At 64.6% G+C, this 16,942-nt stretch carries 16 protein-coding genes; 9 read left to right on the forward strand and 7 right to left on the reverse strand.

The features are described from left to right. Nucleotides 1-13 precede the first annotated feature (13 nt). The 8 genes from BLW02_RS13250 to BLW02_RS13285 all read left to right on the forward strand — a co-directional run bounded on the left by BLW02_RS13250 (nucleotide 14) and on the right by BLW02_RS13285 (nucleotide 7,245). Complete coding sequence (locus BLW02_RS13250) at nucleotides 14-1,474, forward strand: 2-hydroxymuconic semialdehyde dehydrogenase (protein WP_092699310.1); 1,461 nt, start codon at nucleotides 14-16, stop codon at nucleotides 1,472-1,474. 72 nt (nucleotides 1,475-1,546) lie between these two features. Beyond that, nucleotides 1,547-2,404: an alpha/beta fold hydrolase gene (locus tag BLW02_RS13255; protein WP_092699312.1), complete on the forward strand. Its 858-nt coding sequence runs from the start codon at nucleotides 1,547-1,549 to the stop codon at nucleotides 2,402-2,404. 13 nt (nucleotides 2,405-2,417) lie between these two features. Continuing rightward, entirely contained in the window at nucleotides 2,418-3,200 is a 783-nt protein-coding gene (gene dmpE, locus BLW02_RS13260) for a 2-oxopent-4-enoate hydratase (protein WP_092699314.1), read from the forward strand. A gap of 22 nt (nucleotides 3,201-3,222) precedes the next feature. Beyond that, a complete protein-coding gene (locus BLW02_RS13265) occupies nucleotides 3,223-4,134 on the forward strand; it encodes an acetaldehyde dehydrogenase (acetylating) (protein WP_092699316.1) in 912 nt (303 codons plus the stop codon). A gap of 13 nt (nucleotides 4,135-4,147) precedes the next feature. Further along, complete coding sequence (gene dmpG / locus BLW02_RS13270; protein WP_092699318.1) at nucleotides 4,148-5,188, forward strand: 4-hydroxy-2-oxovalerate aldolase; 1,041 nt, start codon at nucleotides 4,148-4,150, stop codon at nucleotides 5,186-5,188. Nucleotides 5,189-5,199: 11 nt separating this feature from the next. After that, nucleotides 5,200-5,988 (forward strand): 2-oxo-3-hexenedioate decarboxylase, encoded by a 789-nt coding sequence (dmpH, locus tag BLW02_RS13275; protein WP_092699350.1) that lies wholly within the window; start codon nucleotides 5,200-5,202, stop codon nucleotides 5,986-5,988. Between the two features lie 18 nt (nucleotides 5,989-6,006). Next, nucleotides 6,007-6,999 carry a Bug family tripartite tricarboxylate transporter substrate binding protein gene (locus BLW02_RS13280; protein ID WP_092699320.1) on the forward strand — a complete coding sequence of 331 codons (993 nt, stop codon included), beginning with the start codon at nucleotides 6,007-6,009 and terminating at the stop codon, nucleotides 6,997-6,999. Between the two features lie 54 nt (nucleotides 7,000-7,053). Then, complete coding sequence (locus tag BLW02_RS13285; protein ID WP_026434975.1) at nucleotides 7,054-7,245, forward strand: 2-hydroxymuconate tautomerase; 192 nt, start codon at nucleotides 7,054-7,056, stop codon at nucleotides 7,243-7,245. 15 nt (nucleotides 7,246-7,260) lie between these two features. Here the strand turns inward: BLW02_RS13285 and BLW02_RS13290 are convergent, their stop codons facing one another. Together BLW02_RS13290 and BLW02_RS13295 are read right to left on the reverse strand one after the other, a co-directional pair. Next, nucleotides 7,261-8,226, reverse strand: a complete 966-nt coding sequence (locus tag BLW02_RS13290; RefSeq protein WP_092699322.1) for a lysylphosphatidylglycerol synthase transmembrane domain-containing protein — start codon at nucleotides 8,224-8,226, stop codon at nucleotides 7,261-7,263. Beyond that, nucleotides 8,223-9,242 carry a glycosyltransferase family 2 protein gene (locus tag BLW02_RS13295; protein ID WP_092699324.1) on the reverse strand — a complete coding sequence of 340 codons (1,020 nt, stop codon included), beginning with the start codon at nucleotides 9,240-9,242 and terminating at the stop codon, nucleotides 8,223-8,225. Before BLW02_RS13295 ends, BLW02_RS13290 begins: the two co-directional genes overlap by 4 nt. Before the next feature lie 104 nt (nucleotides 9,243-9,346). Here BLW02_RS13295 and BLW02_RS13300 point away from each other — a divergent pair, with 104 nt between their 5' ends. Beyond that, the gene (locus BLW02_RS13300; RefSeq protein ID WP_244273694.1) at nucleotides 9,347-10,873 is read left to right on the forward strand and encodes an ArnT family glycosyltransferase; all 1,527 of its coding nucleotides are present in this window, start codon (nucleotides 9,347-9,349) and stop codon (nucleotides 10,871-10,873) included. Between the two features lie 96 nt (nucleotides 10,874-10,969). Here BLW02_RS13300 and BLW02_RS13305 read toward each other — a convergent pair whose 3' ends face one another. The 5 genes from BLW02_RS13305 to BLW02_RS13320 all read right to left on the reverse strand — a co-directional run bounded on the left by BLW02_RS13305 (nucleotide 10,970) and on the right by BLW02_RS13320 (nucleotide 16,297). Next, on the reverse strand, nucleotides 10,970-12,928 hold the full coding sequence (locus tag BLW02_RS13305; protein ID WP_244273695.1) for a GspE/PulE family protein: 1,959 nt from the start codon (nucleotides 12,926-12,928) through the stop codon (nucleotides 10,970-10,972). Between the two features lie 36 nt (nucleotides 12,929-12,964). Continuing rightward, a complete protein-coding gene (locus tag BLW02_RS19710; protein WP_425285661.1) occupies nucleotides 12,965-13,102 on the reverse strand; it encodes a hypothetical protein in 138 nt (45 codons plus the stop codon). Nucleotides 13,103-13,115: 13 nt separating this feature from the next. Continuing rightward, complete coding sequence (locus tag BLW02_RS13310) at nucleotides 13,116-13,904, reverse strand: exodeoxyribonuclease III (protein WP_092699328.1); 789 nt, start codon at nucleotides 13,902-13,904, stop codon at nucleotides 13,116-13,118. A gap of 107 nt (nucleotides 13,905-14,011) precedes the next feature. Further along, a complete protein-coding gene (locus BLW02_RS13315; protein WP_159433788.1) occupies nucleotides 14,012-15,298 on the reverse strand; it encodes an ArdC family protein in 1,287 nt (428 codons plus the stop codon). A 408-nt stretch (nucleotides 15,299-15,706) separates the two neighbouring features. Further along, the gene (locus BLW02_RS13320; protein WP_092699332.1) at nucleotides 15,707-16,297 is read right to left on the reverse strand and encodes a hypothetical protein; all 591 of its coding nucleotides are present in this window, start codon (nucleotides 16,295-16,297) and stop codon (nucleotides 15,707-15,709) included. Between the last annotated feature and the right edge of the window lie 645 nt (nucleotides 16,298-16,942).

The following is a 16,942-nucleotide window of genomic DNA, read 5'->3' on the forward strand; positions in this document are numbered from 1 at the left end:
TAAGAAAGTCACCATGAAACAGATACTGAATTTCATCAACGGCGAATATGTTCGCAACACCAGCGGCAAGACGTTCCAGGACATCAACCCGGTCAACGGCAGCGTCATCGGCAACATCTACGAAGCCGGCCAGGTGGAAGTCAATGCCGCTGTCGCCGCGGCCAAAGCGGCGCTCAAGGGCGACTGGGGCCGCCTGTCGGTGGCCGAGCGCTGCAAGCTGCTGGACGCCGTGGCGATCGAGATCAACCGCCGCTTCGACGACTTCCTGCAGGCCGAGATTGCCGACACCGGCAAGCCGCACCACCTGGCTTCGCATGTGGACATTCCGCGCGGCGCCGCCAACTTCCAGATCTTCATCGACACCATCAAGAGCACGGCCACCGAGTCGTTCAACATGCGCACGCCCGACGGCAAGACGGCGCTGAGCTACGGCGTGCGCGTGCCGCGCGGCGTCATCGCCGTGGTCTGTCCGTGGAACCTGCCGCTCTTGCTGATGACCTGGAAGGTCGGCCCGGCGCTGGCCTGCGGCAACACCGTGGTCGTCAAGCCGAGCGAGGAAACCCCCGCCACCGCCACGCTGCTGGGCGAGGTGATGAATGCGGTGGGCATGCCCAAGGGCGTGTACAACGTGGTGCACGGCTTTGGCGCCAACTCCGCCGGCGCCTTCCTGACCGAACACCCCGACGTCAACGGCATCACCTTCACCGGCGAAACGCGCACCGGCAGCATCATCATGAAGGCGGCCGCCAACGGCGTGCGCCCGGTGTCGCTGGAGATGGGCGGCAAGAACGCCGCCGTGGTGTTTGCCGACTGCGACTTCCAGGCCACCATCGACACGCTGACGCGCTCTTGCTTCGAGAACGCCGGCCAGGTTTGCCTGGGCACCGAGCGCGTGTACGTGGAGCGCCCGATCTTCGAGAAGGTCGTGGCCGCACTGAAGGACCGCGCAGAGAGCATGAAACCCGGCCTGCCCTTCGACAAGGACACCAAGATCGGCCCGCTGATCAGCAAGAAGCACCAGGCCAAGGTGCTGGGCCTGTACAAAACGGCCAAGGACGAAGGCGCCACCATCGTCACCGGCGGCGGCATCCCCGACATGCCCGGCGACCTGAAGAACGGCTCGTGGATCCAGCCCACCATCTGGACCGGCCTGCCCGAGACCGCCACCGTGGTCACCGAAGAAATCTTCGGCCCCTGCTGCCACATCAGCCCCTTCGACAGCGAAGAAGAAGTGCTGGGCAAGGTCAACGCCAACCGCTACGGCCTGGCCACCGCCGTCTTCACGCAGGACATTGCGCGCGCCAACCGCCTGGCGCAGCAGATCGAAGTGGGCCTGTGCTGGATCAACGCCTGGTTCCTGCGCGACCTGCGCACGCCGTTCGGCGGCTCCAAGCAGTCGGGCATCGGCCGCGAAGGCGGTGTGCATTCGCTGGAGTTCTACACCGATCTGCGCAACGTGATGGTGAAGTTTTAAGTTGAATCGGCTTCTAGCGATTGCCCGGCATGCGCTAGAAGCTCCTATAAATATGGCAATGAGACATTTCTGATGAGCGCCACCGCCTCCAACCCCGAGATCGGGCACAGCATCGAAGCAGCGGGCATCCGCACCAACTACCACGACCTGGGCAGCGGCCACCCGCTGCTGATGATCCATGGCTCCGGCCCGGGCGTGTCGGCCTGGGCCAACTGGCGCCTGGTGATGCCCGAGCTGGCCAAGCAGGCCCGCGTGATCGCGCCCGACATGGTCGGCTTCGGCTTCACCGACCGCCCGGCAGGCCAGCGCTATGACATGGACAGCTGGGTGCGCCAGGCCGTGGGCCTGCTGGACGCGCTGGGCATCGAGAAAACCGACCTGGTCGGCAACTCCTTTGGCGGTGCGCTGGCCCTGGCGCTGGCCATCCGCCACCCGCAACGCGTGCGCCGCCTGGTTCTGATGGGCAGCGTGGGCGTGCACTTTCCCATCACGCAGGGGCTGGACGCCGTGTGGGGCTACACGCCCTCGGTGCAGAACATGCGCGCCATCATGGCTTACTTTGCCTTCAACCAGGGCCTGATGAGCGACGACCTGGCCCGCATGCGCTACGAGGCCAGCATCCGCCCGGGCTTCCAGGAGTCGTTCTCGGCCATGTTCCCCGCGCCCCGCCAGCGCTGGGTGGACGCCATGGCTAGCCGCGAGGAAGACATCCGCGCCCTGCCGCACCAGACCTTGCTGGTGCATGGGCGCGAGGACCAGGTGATCCCGCTGTCCACCTCGCTGACGCTGTCCAGCTGGATCCCGCGCTCGCAGCTGCACGTGTACGGCCAGTGCGGGCACTGGACGCAGATCGAACACGCCGCGCGCTTTGCCCGCCTGGTGGGCGATTTCCTGGCCGAGGCTGCAACCGACGAACCCCATTCCCTTTGAGATCGAGGACTTCATGCAAGCACCACTGATTGAGCAGCTCGGCGACGAGCTCTACGACGCCCTGAAGGGCTGCCGCACCGTGGCGCCGCTGACCGCGCGCCATGCCGATATCACCATCAACGACGCCTATGCCATCCAGCAACGCATGCTGGCGCGCCGTCTGGCCGCCGGCGAGCGCGTGGTGGGCAAGAAGATCGGCGTGACCAGCCAGGCGGTGATGGACATGCTGGGCGTGTTCCAGCCCGACTTTGGCTGGCTCACCGACGGCATGCTCTACAACGAAGGCCAGGCCATCCCCGCCGGCACGTTGATCCAGCCCAAGGCCGAGGGCGAGATCGCTTTCGTGCTGAAAAAGACGCTGAAGGGCCCCGGCGTCACCGCCGCCGATGTGCTGGCCGCCACCGAGGGCGTGATGGCCTGCTTCGAGATCGTCGACTCGCGCATCCAGGACTGGAAGATCAAGATCCAGGACACCGTGGCCGACAACGCTTCGTGCGGCGTGTTCGTGCTGGGTGACAGCCTGGTCGATCCGCGCGATGTCGATCTGGCCACCGTCGGCATGGTGCTGGAGAAAAACGGCGACATCGTCGCCACCGGCGCCGGAGCCGCTGCGCTGGGCCACCCGGCCAATGCCGTGGCCTGGCTGGCCAACACGCTGGGCCAGCATGGCATTGCGCTGGAGGCGGGCGAGGTCGTGCTGTCGGGTTCGCTCGGCATCATGGTTCCGGTCACCGCGGGCGACAGCCTGCGCGTGACCATGGGCGGCATCGGCGGCTGCTCGGTGCGCTTCATCTGACGGATTCCAGAAAGTGACTGCCATGAAGAAAATCAAATGCGCCCTGATCGGCCCCGGCAACATCGGCACCGACCTGCTGGCCAAGCTGCAGCGCAGCCCCGTGCTGGAGCCGGTGTGGATGGTGGGCATCGACCCCAATTCCGACGGCCTCAAACGCGCCCGCGAAATGGGCATCAAGACTACCCACGAAGGTGTGGATGGCCTCATCCCCCACATGAAGGCCGACGGCGTGCAGATCGTCTTTGACGCCACCAGCGCCTATGTGCATGCCGAAAACAGCCGCAAGGTCAACGCCCAGGGCGCGCTGATGATCGACCTCACGCCGGCCGCCATCGGCCCGTTCTGCGTGCCGCCGGTGAACCTGAAGGAGCATGTCGGCAAGGCCGAGATGAATGTCAACATGGTCACCTGCGGCGGCCAGGCCACCATTCCCATGGTCGCGGCAGTCTCGCGGGTGCAGCCCGTGGCCTATGGCGAGATCGTGGCCACCGTGTCGTCCAAGTCGGTGGGCCCCGGCACGCGCAAGAACATCGACGAGTTCACCCGCACCACGGCCAGTGCGGTCGAGCAGGTGGGCGGTGCCACAAAGGGCAAGGCCATCATCATCATCAACCCGGCCGAGCCGCCGCTGATCATGCGCGACACCGTGCACTGCCTCACCGAAGACGAGCCCGACCAGGCCAGGATCACCGAGTCCATCCACGCGATGCTCAAGGAAGTGCAGAAATACGTGCCCGGCTACCGCCTGGTCAATGGCCCGGTGTTCGACGGCAAGCGCGTGAGCGTGTTCCTCGAAGTCGAGGGCCTGGGCGACTACCTGCCCAAGTACGCCGGCAACCTGGACATCATGACCGCCGCCGCCGCCCGCACGGCCGAGATGTTTGCCGAAGAAATCCTGTCCGTTTCGCTCACGCTCGAACCCGTGGCTGCGTAAGGAGAAGCCGCACATGACCAACACCCTCCAAGGCAAGAAAGTCCGCCTGCACGACATGACGCTGCGCGACGGCATGCATCCCAAGCGCCACCTGATGACGCTGGAGCAGATGAAGACCATCGCCTGCGGCCTGGACGCCGCGGGCATGGCCCTGATCGAGGTCACCCACGGCGACGGCCTGGGTGGCAGCTCGGTCAACTATGGCTTTCCCGCGCACACCGACGAGGAATACCTGGGCACCGTGGTGCCCCTGATGAAGCAGGCCAAGGTCTCGGCCCTGCTGATTCCCGGTATCGGCACGGTGGACCACCTGAAGATGGCGCATGAACTGGGCGTCAGCACCATCCGCGTGGCCACGCACTGCACCGAGGCCGACGTGAGCGAGCAGCACATCACCCTGGCCCGCAAGATGGGCATGGACACCGTGGGCTTTCTGATGATGAGCCACATGAACAGTGCCCAAGGCCTGGTCACGCAGGCGAAGTTGATGGAAGGCTACGGCGCCAACTGCATCTACATCACCGACTCGGCCGGCCACATGCTGCCGCACGACGTGAAGGAAAAGCTCGGCGCCGTGCGCCAGGCCCTCAAGCCTGAGACCGAGCTGGGCTTTCACGGCCACCACAACCTGGCCATGGGCGTGGCCAACAGCCTGGCCGCCATCGAGGTGGGCTGCAGCCGCATCGACGCTGCCGCTGCCGGCCTGGGCGCCGGCGCCGGCAACACGCCCATGGAAGTGCTGGTGGCGGTGTGCGACCTGATGGGCATCGAGACCGGCGTGGACGTGTTCAAGATCCAGGACGTGGCCGAAGACCTGGTGGTGCCCATCATGGACTTCCCCATCCGCATCGACCGCGACGCGCTCACGCTGGGCTATGCCGGCGTGTACGGCTCCTTCCTGCTGTTCGCCAAGCGCGCCAGCCAGAAGTACGGCGTGCCGGCGCGCGAAATCCTCGTCGAGATGGGCCGCCGCGGCATGGTGGGCGGCCAGGAAGACATGATCGAAGACACCGCGCTCACCCTCGCCAAGGCGCGCGGCCTGCAGACAGCTTGAAGGAAAAGAACATGGCACTGAACGCATCCACCCTCGACCAGCTGGCCGACCACCTGGAAACCTGCCAGCTGAAGGCGCAGGACACCCTCAAGATCACCGAGTCCCACCCCGACATGGACTGGGACGATGCCTACGCCATCCAGGACCGCATCCTGGCGCGCAAGCTGGCGCGCGGCGCCCGCGTGGTCGGCTACAAGGCGGGCCTGACCTCGCACGCCAAGATGAAGCAGATGGGCGTGACCGACCCGGTCTTCGGCTTCCTGGTGGACGAGTTCGTCGTGCCCGAAGGCGCGGAGGTCCAGGTCAGCGACCTGATCCATCCCAAGGTCGAGCCCGAGATCTGCTTCATCACCCGCACCGAGCTCAAGGGCCCCGGCTGCCACATCGGCGCCGTGCTGGCCGCCAGCGATGTCGTGCTGCCCGGCATCGAAGTCATCGACAGCCGCTACCGCGACTTCAAGTTCGACCTCAAGAGCGTGGTGGCCGACAACACCTCGGCCGCGCGCTTCGTGGTCGGCGGGCGCATTGCCTCGGCCCGCGACGTGGACTTGCGCACCCTGGGCGTGGTGCTCGAAAAGAACGGCCAGCCCGTGGCCATGGGCGCCGGCGCCGCGGTGTTGGGGCACCCGGCGGCCGCCGTGGCCATGCTGGTCAACCACCTGGGCCGGCGCGGCCAGTCGCTGCCGGCCGGCAGCCTGGTGCTGTCGGGCGGCATCACCGAGGCCGTGGCGGTGCAGGCGGGCGACAACGTCACGCTGCGCATCCAGAACCTGGGCAGCGTGTCGGTTCGTTTTGTGTAACAGAAGAGGGAAGAAAAAATGCAACGGAGACATTTCATCGCCACCGGCATGGGTACCGCCCTGTCGACATCCCTGGCAACGTTTCCACTGGCCAGCTGGGCGCAAGACGCCTGGCCCGCCAAGCCGATCAAGCTGGTCGTGCCGTTCCCGCCGGGTGGTCCGACCGACATCATGGGCCGCACGGCGGCCAAGGTGATGGGCGACAAGCTGGGCCAGCAGCTGGTGGTGGAGAACAAGGCCGGCGCCGGCGGCAACATCGGCACCGACGCCGTGGCCAAGGCGGCGGGCGACGGCTACACCATCGGCCTGTCGGCCATCAGCAGCCTGGCCATTGCGCCCACGCTCTATCCCAAGCTGTCGTTCTCCGTGGAAAAGGACCTGGCGCCGGTGTCGCTGGTGGGGTTCACACCCTGCGCCATCGTGGCGCACCCGAGCGCGCCGTTCGATGACCTCAAGGGACTGATCGCCTATGCCAAGGCCAATCCCGGCAAGCTCAGCTACGGCACCTCGGGCATCGGTACCAGCACCCACCTGGCGGCCGAGCTGCTGCAATCCGCCACTGGCATTGCACTCACCCACATCCCCTACAAGGGCACCAGCCAGATCGCCCAGGACCTGCTGGCCGGCACGATTCCCCTGAGCTTCGAGAGCTCGCTGACCACCACCCTGCCCAACGTGAAGTCGGGCAAGCTCAAGGTGATAGCCGTGACCTCGGCCCAGCGCTCGCGTGCCTTGCCCAACGTGCCAACGGTGGCCGAGCAGGGCGTTGCCGGCTTCGATGTGGTGACCTGGTTCGGCCTGATTGCACCGGCGTCCACGCCGCGCGACATCGTCAACAAGCTGGCCGATGCCTGGAAAACCGGCGCAGCCACCGCACCCGCCCTGACGGCCTTCGAGAACATCGGCGCCGATATCAAGGTCAACACGCCACAGCAGTTTGCCGAGTTCATCCGCGCTGAAAACACGCGCTGGGGCAGCCTGATCCAGAAACTGGGCATCAAGCTCGACTGATCGCCCACCGGCAATGAACCCAGCCCATGCTTTGAGAATTCCAAGGACATCCCCATGCCATTTGCCCAGATTTACATGATCGAAGGCCGCACCGAAGAGCAGAAGAAGGCCGTCATCGAGAAGGTGACCCAGGCCCTCGTGGATGCCGTGGGTGCGCCGCCGGCCAACGTGCGCGTGTGGATCCACGATGTTCCCAAGGAGAACTGGGGCATTGCCGGCGTCAGCGCCAAGGCGCTGGGGCGCTGAGGCGGCGGCAGTACCTCAGTTTCCGTGGCCGTCTTGCGCCGGGTCGATCGCCGCGACCGTTTGGCCGCGCGACGGCAGGCCGAACGCCAGTGCACCCAGCGCACCTTGCACCAGGCCATAAACGCCGTACAGCATCGCGGCGCCCACGGCGGCAGGGACCGCCACACCAAACGGCGCCAGCGCGGCGACCGCTGCCGCCTCGCGGGTGCCCCAGCCGCCCACGCTCACGGGGAGCGCCGCCATCAGGAACACGGGGGCGATGGCCCAGGCCCATGCAGCAGGCGGCAGCTGTATGCCGAGCGCCAGCCCGCCCGCGGCCAGTGCCGCCGCCGACAGCACCTGGACGGCTCCCGAAGCCAGGGCCTGCCTGCCGAGCTGGCACTGAAAATCCGGGCGCACCGCCGCTGTCCGCAACGGCGCCAGCCATCTCCAGCCGGCGCCATGCCGCAGCAGTGCCGGCAGGCACCAGGGCAGCACCAGCCAGAGCGCCGTGCCGCACAGTGCCATGCCCCGCAGCAGTGCGGGTGAAAGCCCCAGTGCCGCGCCCAGCGTGCCGACGCTGGCGGCTGCGCCCAGTCCGCCAATGGCGCACAGCATCCACAGGCCGCTCACGCGATCGAGCACCACCGACCAGCTGGAGGCCACTGCGTCCTGCCCCGTGCGGCGCAGCACCACGGCGCGGTACAGATCGCCACCCACCACCGCACCCGGCAGCAGCGCATTGAGGCCGATGGCCTGGAAGTACCACCGAATGGCGTCGCGCATGCCCATGTCCGCCCCCAGCCAGCGCGCCAGCGCCCGCCAGCGCAACGCTGAAACGAGGTTGGAGGCGATCGCGGCGGCGAACCCTGTCAGCAGCCAGCCCGGATGGGCCTGCCCCAGGCTGGCCAGCACCCGGCGCGGGTCGGCCAGTGCCAGCACCGCGCCCAGCAGCGCAAGCCCCAGAAGGGCGCGCAGCAGGATTTTGCGGGACGATTTCAAGCGACTATTTCGGTAACTGCTGGCGCTGGCTGTACGGGCGCGGCAGCCGTATCTGCCTGGTACTCTTCGGCGTGGAACTGCGGCTTGTTGCCGGCCTCGTGGTAGATGCGCATCAGCATCTCACCGATCAGTCCGGCGACAACCAGCTGCGCGCCCACCAGCACCAGCACCATGCCTGCCAGCAGCAGCGGCCGGCCGCCGATGGCATGGCCCATGAACTTTTCCACCAGCAGCCACAGCAGGATCAGCGAACCCGGTGCGATCAGCCACAGGCCCAGTCCGCCAAACGCGTGCAGCGGGCGCTGGCGGTAGCGCATGAAGAACACGATCAGGACCAGGTCCAGAATGACGCGGAAGGTGCGGTCGATGCCGTACTTCGACACGCCGCGGGTGCGCGCATGGTGGCGCACCGGCACTTCGGTGATGCGCGCACCGGCTTCCTTGGCCAGCGACGGGATGAAACGGTGCAGTTCCCCGTACAGGCGAATGCGGTCGATGATCGGGCGGCGGTAGGCCTTGAGCGCGCAGCCGTAGTCGTGCAGGTACACGCCGGTGGAGCGCGAGATCAGCCAGTTGGCGATGCGCGAAGGCAGCTTGCGCGAGAGCTCGGCGTCTTGCCGGTCCTTGCGCCAGCCGGACACCATGTCCACGCGGTGGTCGGTCTCCAGCCGCTGCAGCAGCAGCGGAATGTCGTCGGGCTCGTTTTGCAGGTCGGCGTCCAGCGTGACCACATAGCGGCCGCGCACGCGGTCAAAGCCGGCCTGCAGCGCGCTGGACTGGCCATAGTTGCGCGCCAGAAAAACGGGCCGCAGCCAGGCGCGCGTGGCAGCCAGCTCACGCAGTTTGTCCACACTGCCATCCGTGGAACCATCGTCCACCGTCAACAGTTCGAACGTCAGCGCCTGCTGCGCCATGGCCTGGGCGATGCGCTCCACCAGGTCTGTCAGGTTATCGAACTCGTTGTAGATCGGCACCACGATGGAAACATCGGGTGTCGCGGTTCGGGCGGTATTCATGGGCAACTGCGGCTGGAGAGGGATAATGCCGCGATTGTGCCCTGCACTGCCGCCACCCGCGCCGGCAGCCGGTCCTGGCGGCGCAATGTCCAGCCCCCGAGAACATGAACGTTTCTGCAGTGCCCCGCACCCCGTTGTCTTTGCGATCCCTGATGGCGCATCCGCTGGCCTGGCTGCTGGCGATTGCACTGGCGCATGTCGTGGTGCGGGTGGCGGTGTCGCCCGCATTGAAATGGGACGAGGCCGAACAGATGCTGTGGTCGCGGGAGCTCGCCCTGGGCTATGGTGCCCAGCCGCCGCTCTATACCTGGCTGCAATGGCTGACCAACCAGGTGTTCGGCCCGTCCGTGCTGGCGCTGTCGCTGCTCAAGCACACGCTGCTGGCGCTGACCTACACGCTGATGTGGCTGGCAGGGCGCGAATTGCTCGGTCAGCGCGGTGCGTGGTGGGCTTCGGCCAGCATGCTGCTGTTTCCCGCCCTGGGCTGGGATTCTGTCCGCGACCAGACGCACTCCATCCTGGTGACCGCCATGGCCTGCGGCGCCTGGTGGCTGCTGCTGCGCATCGTCAAGCGGTCCAGGTCGGTGGACTTTGCCTTGCTGGGGCTGGTGTGCGGGGTGGGCCTGCTGGCCAAGTACAGCTTTGCCCTGGTCATCGGTGTCATGCTGGTGGCGGCGCTTTCAGTGCCGCAGGCCCGACGGGCATTGTTTGCGCGCGGCTGGTGGTGGGTGCTGATCGTGGGTGGACTGGTGGTCTTGCCGCATGCGATCTGGCTGGCCTCGCACCTGCAGGAGGCCACGGCGGGCACCCTGGCCAAGATGGAAATCCAGCCGGCTTTGGGCCGGGGGCTGCTTGACTTGCTGATCGCCATCGTGGGCATGCTGGCGCTGTGGGCGCTGGTCGCGCTGGCGGTGTTCCGCTCGGCCTGTTGGCGCCGGCCGCTGATGCCTGTGGCACCCTGGGCGCAGCAGATCTTTGTGCGCTATGTCCTTTTGGCCCTGCTGGTCCTGCTGGGCATGGTGCTGGCGGCGGGCGTGACCCACTTTGAGGGGCGCTGGGTGCTGCCGCTGTTGTGCATGGTACCGCTGGCGGTTTTCGCAGCGCGGCCGGAGCTGCAGCACCACCCGCGTGCTGGCCGCTACAGCGCTGCTGTCGTCTTCATCGCGCTTATCTTTCTTTTGGCTGCGGGGCTGCGTCCCTGGGTCACCGGCCTGCGCGGCCACCCGGACGAACTCAACCATCCGGTGGTGGAACTGGGCAACGCGCTGCGGCAGGCGGGCTACGACAGTGTCAGCCCCATCATCGCTGCCGACCACATGTTGGCGGGCGCGCTGCTGACCCGATTCCCCCGGGCCCCTGTGAATGCCTGCACGTCGAGCAAGAACGTCGCCACCTGTATCGCCAGCCACCTGGCGCGCGCGCGAACGGCAGGCCAGGGCTGGCTGCTGATTTCGCGCGAAGATCGGCTGGAACCAGGCTGGTGGGCCGGCGCGAGTGCGGGCAGGCCGGCGCTGGCCATGCAGTCAATCCGCCTGCCGTTCCACAAGGTGCGGCCGGGCGTGCCGCCGGCGCATTACCAGTTCGTCTGGCAACCTGCCGGAACTGCCGGGGCCAGCACCAGGGAACCGTAGCGCCGACCCGGCTCGGATGCGCGGTGGATGCTATTGCTTATATAGCTTTTGGTGCTTGCCGCATCAGCGCTGGCCGCTAATTAGGCATTGATCCTGTCACAGGTTGGTGGCCGCCACCACTTCGGCCATGTCGGTCAGGCCCTGCAGCACCTTTTCGATGCCGTCCTGGCGCAGGGTGAGCATGCCGGCCGCCAGGGCTGCATGGCGGATGTCGGAGGCGGGTGCGCGATGGCGGATGTGCTGGCGGATGGGGTCGTCGCTGAGCATCAGCTCGTGGATGCCCAGCCGGCCGTGGTAGCCGTGGTGCTCGCACTCCTTGCAGCCAACCGCGCGCCACAGGCGCACGGATCCCGAGGCATCGCCATGCTGCTGGCGCCAACGCGCCACCTGGGCGCTGCGTGCCTCCTGGGCGCTGCGTGCCTCCTGGGTATTGCTGGCGCCGCTGGCAAGGTATTGCGAGGCCAGGCCCAGCAGGGTTTCCTCGTCGGCCACATGGGGTTCGCGGCAGGCCGTGCACAGGCGCCGCACCAGGCGCTGCGCGAGGATGGCCAGCAGCGAGTCGGAGAAGTTGAAGGGGTCCAGGCCAATCTCCAGCAAGCGCGCAATGCTTTCTGGGGCCGAGTTGGTGTGCAGCGTGGACAGCACCAGGTGCCCCGTGAGCGAGGCTTCGATGGCGATGCGCGCGGTTTCCTCGTCGCGCATTTCGCCGATCATGATCACGTCGGGGTCGGCGCGCAGGAAGGTGCGCATGGCGGCCGCAAAGGTCCAGCCGATGCGGGGATTCACCTGCACCTGGCGCAGGCCGCTCTGGGTGATTTCGATCGGGTCCTCGGCTGTCCAGATCTTGCGCCCGGCGGTGTTGATGTCGCGCACCACCGAATGCAGCGTGGTGGTCTTGCCGCAGCCCGTGGGGCCGCACACCAGCACCAGGCCATAGCTTTTCTTCATCACGTCGCGCATGGCCACCAGGTTGGAGGGGCTCAGGCCGATGGCTTCCAGCGGCAGGGGCTTGGCACCGGCCAGCAGGCGCAGCACCACGTCTTCGAGCCCGCGCGAAGTGGGCACGGTGACCACGCGCAACTCGACCGGCGGCCCGCCAAAACGCGAGAAGTCGATCTTCCCGTCCTGCGGCTTGCGGTGCTCCGAGATGTCCATGTTGGCCATGATCTTGATGCGGGCCACCATGGCAAACCGGAAGCGTGCCGGGAGTTCGAGGTAGGGTGTCAGATCGCCGTCGATGCGCAGGCGCACGCGCACGTTCTGCGGGGCGGGTTCGGTTTCGATGTGGATGTCGGAGGCGCGGTGGCTGATGGCTTCGTCAATCACCGAGTTGATGAGTCGCACCAGGGTGTTGTCCGACTCGCTGATCACGTCGGCCGCCTCGGCCTCGTTGTCGGGGGCTGTGGAAGTGAGGTTGACGGCCAGTTCCTGGGACGTGGCGCGAGAGGCAGCGGCAGGGCTGTGGTGCGCACCCGCCCCGGTGGGCGAACCCCGCTGGGTCTGCGGGTGCACGCTGTAGGCCTTGGCGATGGCAGGCACCAGGGTGCCGGGCGCTGCCTGCAGCGGAATCAGGCGCCGCTGGGTCAGAAAGCGCAGCTCGTCAAGCAGTACGCGGTCGCAAGGGTCGGCCATCAGCAGCACCAGCGCGTCCTCGCGGGCCAGCAAGGGCAGCACCGATTCGCGCTCGGCCACCGCACGGGGCACCAGCGCCAGCGAGATGGCATCCGGCGTCAGGTGGGCGGGGTTCACCATGTATTCGCCCAGCCAGCTGTCAATCACGTGCTTCAACTGGTCTTGTGTCACGTCGCCGCGGTCCACCAGGATCTGGCCCACCTGGCGTCGGATGCCTATTTCCTGTTCGGCTTTCTGGGTCTGCAGGCCTGCCAGCAGCGTCTGTTCGCTGATGATGCCGGCCTGCAAAAGGGCTTCACCCAGGTGGCGCGCCTTTCCCACCACCGGATGGGGGGTGGTGACCAGTTTCCACAGAGCATCCGTATCCGGAGGGGTAAAGCACGGGGTTGGCGTGGTGACAATCGTTTCGGGCGTTGCTGTCATGGGGTGGTCTGCAGGGAGAGAGGGCGAGGGCGGCCGTCAGAGCGTGAAGTCGTAATCCACGGTGATGGGCGCATGGTCCGAGAATTTTTCGTTCTTGTAGATGTGCTCGGTGCGTGCGAGAGCCGCCAGTGCGGGGGTGGCCAGGTGGTAGATGCTGGTGCAAAAAACCCACATCCTTTGATTCATCTTACAGGGCGAAGTCGTACTCAACGGTCAAAGGCGCATGATCTGAAAACTTTTGGTCCTTGTAGATGGCGGCAGTCCGAGCTAGTGCTGCGATTCGCTCCGTCGCCAAGTGATAGTCGATTCTCCACCCAACATTTTTGGCGTATGCCTGTCCCCGATTGCTCCACCACGTGTAGCACTCGTCTGTCGTTGTTGGGTGCAGGGCTCGATAGACATCACTGACGCCACCTTCAAGCAACTTCGTCATCCAAGCCCGTTCCTCGGGTAGGAAGCCGCTGTTCTTCTGGTTGCTGCGCCAGTTTTTGAGATCCGCTTCCTTGTGGGCAATGTTCACGTCGCCCACCAAGATGAACTCTCGCTCTGCTTTGAGCTGTGCGAGATGAGTCGCCATAGCATCCAAAAAACGGTACTTGACCGCTTGCCGCTCGTCCCCGCTCGACCCGCTTGGAAAGTAGCAGCTGATGACGCTGAACGCGCGCCCAGGCTTGTCGAACCGAAGTTCTATCCATCGACCTTCATCGTCAAACTCGGGCATACCGATACCCGCCTTCACGTCACTTGGCTCATGACGAGAATACAACCCGACACCTGAATAGCCCTTCTTCTGTGCAAAGTGAAACCAACCGCGCAGTGCATCAATTTGGTCGAACGCCCCCACAACTGAGTCATGTTGCGCCTTGACCTCTTGTACCCCGACAAGATCGGCGTTTTGCTGGGGCAGCCAATCGAAAAAACCTTTGGTTGAGGCAGAACGTATGCCGTTGAGATTGGCACTGATGACTTTGAGCATGAAAAATCTTGAGTGATCAAGGCAAGTCCTCGGCAGTTGGTACAGGCCAACCGGGAATCGTTGCGGACATCTGAGTTTACCGAGCCAGGACTGATCAAGCTGCTTTTCTAAGTCAGCCCCATGCTGCCGGGATTCAGGCCAGCGACCGCCGCATCCAGCAACTCCCCAGCCGGTCGAAGCCCGTTGATCCTGATAGCCGATGACGGCATCTGAGCCACCGCCACCACTCCTTGGCCGATCCCGTCAACTTGCTGCTGTGGCATTCCCAAGCCTTGAACCAATGTGGGCGCAGGCTGAGGGGTGACTTGTGGTGCCTCAGCTAACTGTTTTTCATGCCGTTGCATGAACCAGTCCGCAGCTTTCTCAGCAGCTGAGAACGCCTGAAACAGCGCCCGTGGGTCGTCCTTGATGAGCTTGGCCCAGCTTTCCAAATAGCTGGCGTGCTGATTGATGACCTCATCAGACTCCATGTTGTAGGAGCACATCAGGAACGCGGAGGCCGTTTCCGCAGTGAGCTCTTCTCGCGCTCTTTCAGGGGAGCCCATAGCTCCCAACATCACGCGGTTAAGGCGCGACTCATGCCCCGTTGCATGACAGCACTCGTGCAACAACACAGAGTAATGCTTGGCTGCCGCTGAATACACCACCACTCCATCTTTGACAGTGTCTTTGTACTGCGAACGTTCAGGAACCGTGATGCGGTCCAGACCTGGTTGATAGAACGCCTGGCCTATTGGCTCGTAGGTGACCGGCACCCCCAGCTTTTTGACGAGTGCCTCGATCTCTGCATGCACTTCCCAAGTGGGTTTGCGTTCGACCTCCGGTAGCGGCGGCAGATTGGCGATGTTGTTGGCGTTGAAAACCCGGTACGTCTGCAAAAACGTGCGCCCCAGTGCCTTGTCCACAATGGGTTGGCCTGCTGGATCCAGAACGGGTTTGCCAGAGCTATCCACCCGAGGCCGCTTAATTTCTTGCCTGCCCACCTTGTAGATGGTGATCGACTGCGCACCCTTTCTCACATAGGGCAACTCATCGTCGGGTGTGCCCGAGCGTTTCATGTCCTGTGCCAAGGCTTGTACCTGCTTGTACGTCATGAACCGGGTGTCGGTCCAACCGTTCGCCATCATCTCGGTCATCAGCAACACGCGGTTCATGCCCAGATAGTTCAGACCCGTGTGTGCGTTGAACGGCCGGCGATGACTGGATGGAGCAATCCAGGGCTTTTGCCAGATCGAGGTGCCAGCCTCAATGGCTTGGAGGATGCGCTGTGCAGCTTCTTGGTAAAGCTGGTTGTTGACGTCTTCCACCGAGCGCTTGGGTGGAGTGGCATTGTCGGGATCGGCTGATCGGGGTGTAGTCCGTTCTTTCGGGGACTTGGATGTGGTGCGTTTCATGGAATTGCCTTTCGTTGAATGGGTAGGTGGAGCCCTGCTGCGCGGCAGCAGGAGGAAACAGGACCGGTGCACGAGGTAAGCCATGGGCTTCATGTCGTGGGAGGGGGAAGAAAAACGGAGTGAACGTGCTCATAGCTCGAACGCTCCAACATCAGGGGAGTGCGGTGAGGGCTGCGGTTTGTCGAGCAGTCCGCGATTGCGAGGGGGGCGTACCTGGGGCAGTGGCCTGTGCTCACGCGCAATGTCCAGCGCTTGGTCCCACACCGCTTGTGACCAGTCAAAGACCGAAACGGAATGGGGTTGGGTTTCGGTGTAGATCGGACCCAACATGCGGCAAACGAGGTTCCAGACCAGTGCTGGCATCGGGTCGAACGATTGGGAGTCGGTTGTCGAAGTCATCCGGCTCCCTCAAATCGGCAATCGCGCTTGCGCTGGTGGGTTCACCGTCATCGACGCCAGCATCGGCACCTTCAACTGAATGTTCAGATTCGACTTGCCTGCGAGGTCCGCTTCTTCCCTGATCACCAAGCTCAAATCCGGGTTTGATGGGCTGGCATAGAGAAGATTGATGGGTGCGTCATCCCCTTTCAGAACCGCTGAGGCCACGCTGAAATCGGTGTACACCGCACCACTTTGCAAGCGCAGTCCCAGTGGCTTGTGCAGCATCACGATCGGACTGCACTCGGCCAGAACTGCCTCGTTGGAGCGATAAAAGAAGGCCACGAACATCCGGCGACTCATGCCTGTGGGTGGCCCGAACAAGTACCCCATGGACGTAATGGGTGCAGGGGTGGAAGGCACCACCAAGTGCATGCACTTCTTCGGATTCCCGAAATCCGCATAGCCTTCTTGGGTGTTGAAAGGTGCGAACACGAAAGCGATGCGAGACCCCAGCGTCAACGGACATGGGTACTGACCATGTGGCTTGGGGTGGTCAGCCAGCGCCCGCCAAAACGCTGGGTCCGGCATGTGCTGAACGTGGTAGCTCAATGCACTCATAGACGCCCCTCTCCGCACTTCGATTCGGTGTGCGACGGGTCATAGGCGCTTGGTCGGTGGTGAAGCCGCAAGGGTTCGAGGCGACGCAACTCCTCCTCGAAATCATCAGCAGCGCGTTCCAGCGCTATCAGCATCCGGGGATGGGTTCTGGGGTCTTGTCGTGCGCGTGCCAGCGATGTCAATGTCTGGCGGTGAATGGCCCGAACGTACTGGTAGCGCCTCTCAACAGGGGGCGCGTCAGATTCGGAGAGAAGGTGAAGCAGAAGTCCTAGCATACGACCCCCTCGAAAAAAGACGGGTGATGCGCGGAGTGCTCACGCGAGCGCGGGATAGAACCGCGCGTTGGGATCAGGTGTTTGAATGGTGTCATAGCCCAAGCTACCAAGCGAGCTTGGGGTCGCGCAACCATTTACGGGGCGTCAACCGCTGACGAGCGGTGAACGGTTGTGCAGGAAGCTGGGAGGCTTCACGGCGCTGTGAGCGCTAGTGCGTTGAAAACACCCACACTTGCCCTTTGTCCTGAGCAAAGTGGACATCGCCGCTGTTCTGCCGAGCCTGTCAGAAAGTTTGTGTGTGAGGCATAGCATGTCAACAAGGAGCATGAATGCCACGCAAGACGAAGACAACCGCAGCGGCGGACAAGGC

Origin of the sequence: Acidovorax soli, from assembly GCF_900107605.1 — a bacterium.
Classification (GTDB): domain Bacteria; phylum Pseudomonadota; class Gammaproteobacteria; order Burkholderiales; family Burkholderiaceae_C; genus Acidovorax; species Acidovorax soli.

Bases quoted from the DNA above. Each gene is read 5' to 3' on its own strand.
- BLW02_RS13285 (WP_026434975.1), top strand. From the start codon at position 7,054: ATGCCATTTGCCCAGATTTACATGATCGAAGGCCGCACCGAAGAGCAG.
- BLW02_RS13265 (WP_092699316.1), top strand. From the start codon at position 3,223: ATGAAGAAAATCAAATGCGCCCTGATCGGCCCCGGCAACATCGGCACC.
- dmpE (WP_092699314.1), top strand. From the start codon at position 2,418: ATGCAAGCACCACTGATTGAGCAGCTCGGCGACGAGCTCTACGACGCC.
- BLW02_RS13320 (WP_092699332.1), bottom strand. From the start codon at position 16,297: ATGAGTGCATTGAGCTACCACGTTCAGCACATGCCGGACCCAGCGTTT.
- dmpG (WP_092699318.1), top strand. From the start codon at position 4,148: ATGACCAACACCCTCCAAGGCAAGAAAGTCCGCCTGCACGACATGACG.
- BLW02_RS13280 (WP_092699320.1), top strand. From the start codon at position 6,007: ATGCAACGGAGACATTTCATCGCCACCGGCATGGGTACCGCCCTGTCG.
- BLW02_RS13300 (WP_244273694.1), top strand. From the start codon at position 9,347: ATGAACGTTTCTGCAGTGCCCCGCACCCCGTTGTCTTTGCGATCCCTG.
- dmpH (WP_092699350.1), top strand. From the start codon at position 5,200: ATGGCACTGAACGCATCCACCCTCGACCAGCTGGCCGACCACCTGGAA.
- BLW02_RS13295 (WP_092699324.1), bottom strand. From the start codon at position 9,242: ATGAATACCGCCCGAACCGCGACACCCGATGTTTCCATCGTGGTGCCG.
- BLW02_RS19710 (WP_425285661.1), bottom strand. From the start codon at position 13,102: ATGTGGGTTTTTTGCACCAGCATCTACCACCTGGCCACCCCCGCACTG.
- BLW02_RS13255 (WP_092699312.1), top strand. From the start codon at position 1,547: ATGAGCGCCACCGCCTCCAACCCCGAGATCGGGCACAGCATCGAAGCA.
- BLW02_RS13305 (WP_244273695.1), bottom strand. From the start codon at position 12,928: ATGACAGCAACGCCCGAAACGATTGTCACCACGCCAACCCCGTGCTTT.
- BLW02_RS13315 (WP_159433788.1), bottom strand. From the start codon at position 15,298: ATGAAACGCACCACATCCAAGTCCCCGAAAGAACGGACTACACCCCGA.
- BLW02_RS13250 (WP_092699310.1), top strand. From the start codon at position 14: ATGAAACAGATACTGAATTTCATCAACGGCGAATATGTTCGCAACACC.
- BLW02_RS13310 (WP_092699328.1), bottom strand. From the start codon at position 13,904: ATGCTCAAAGTCATCAGTGCCAATCTCAACGGCATACGTTCTGCCTCA.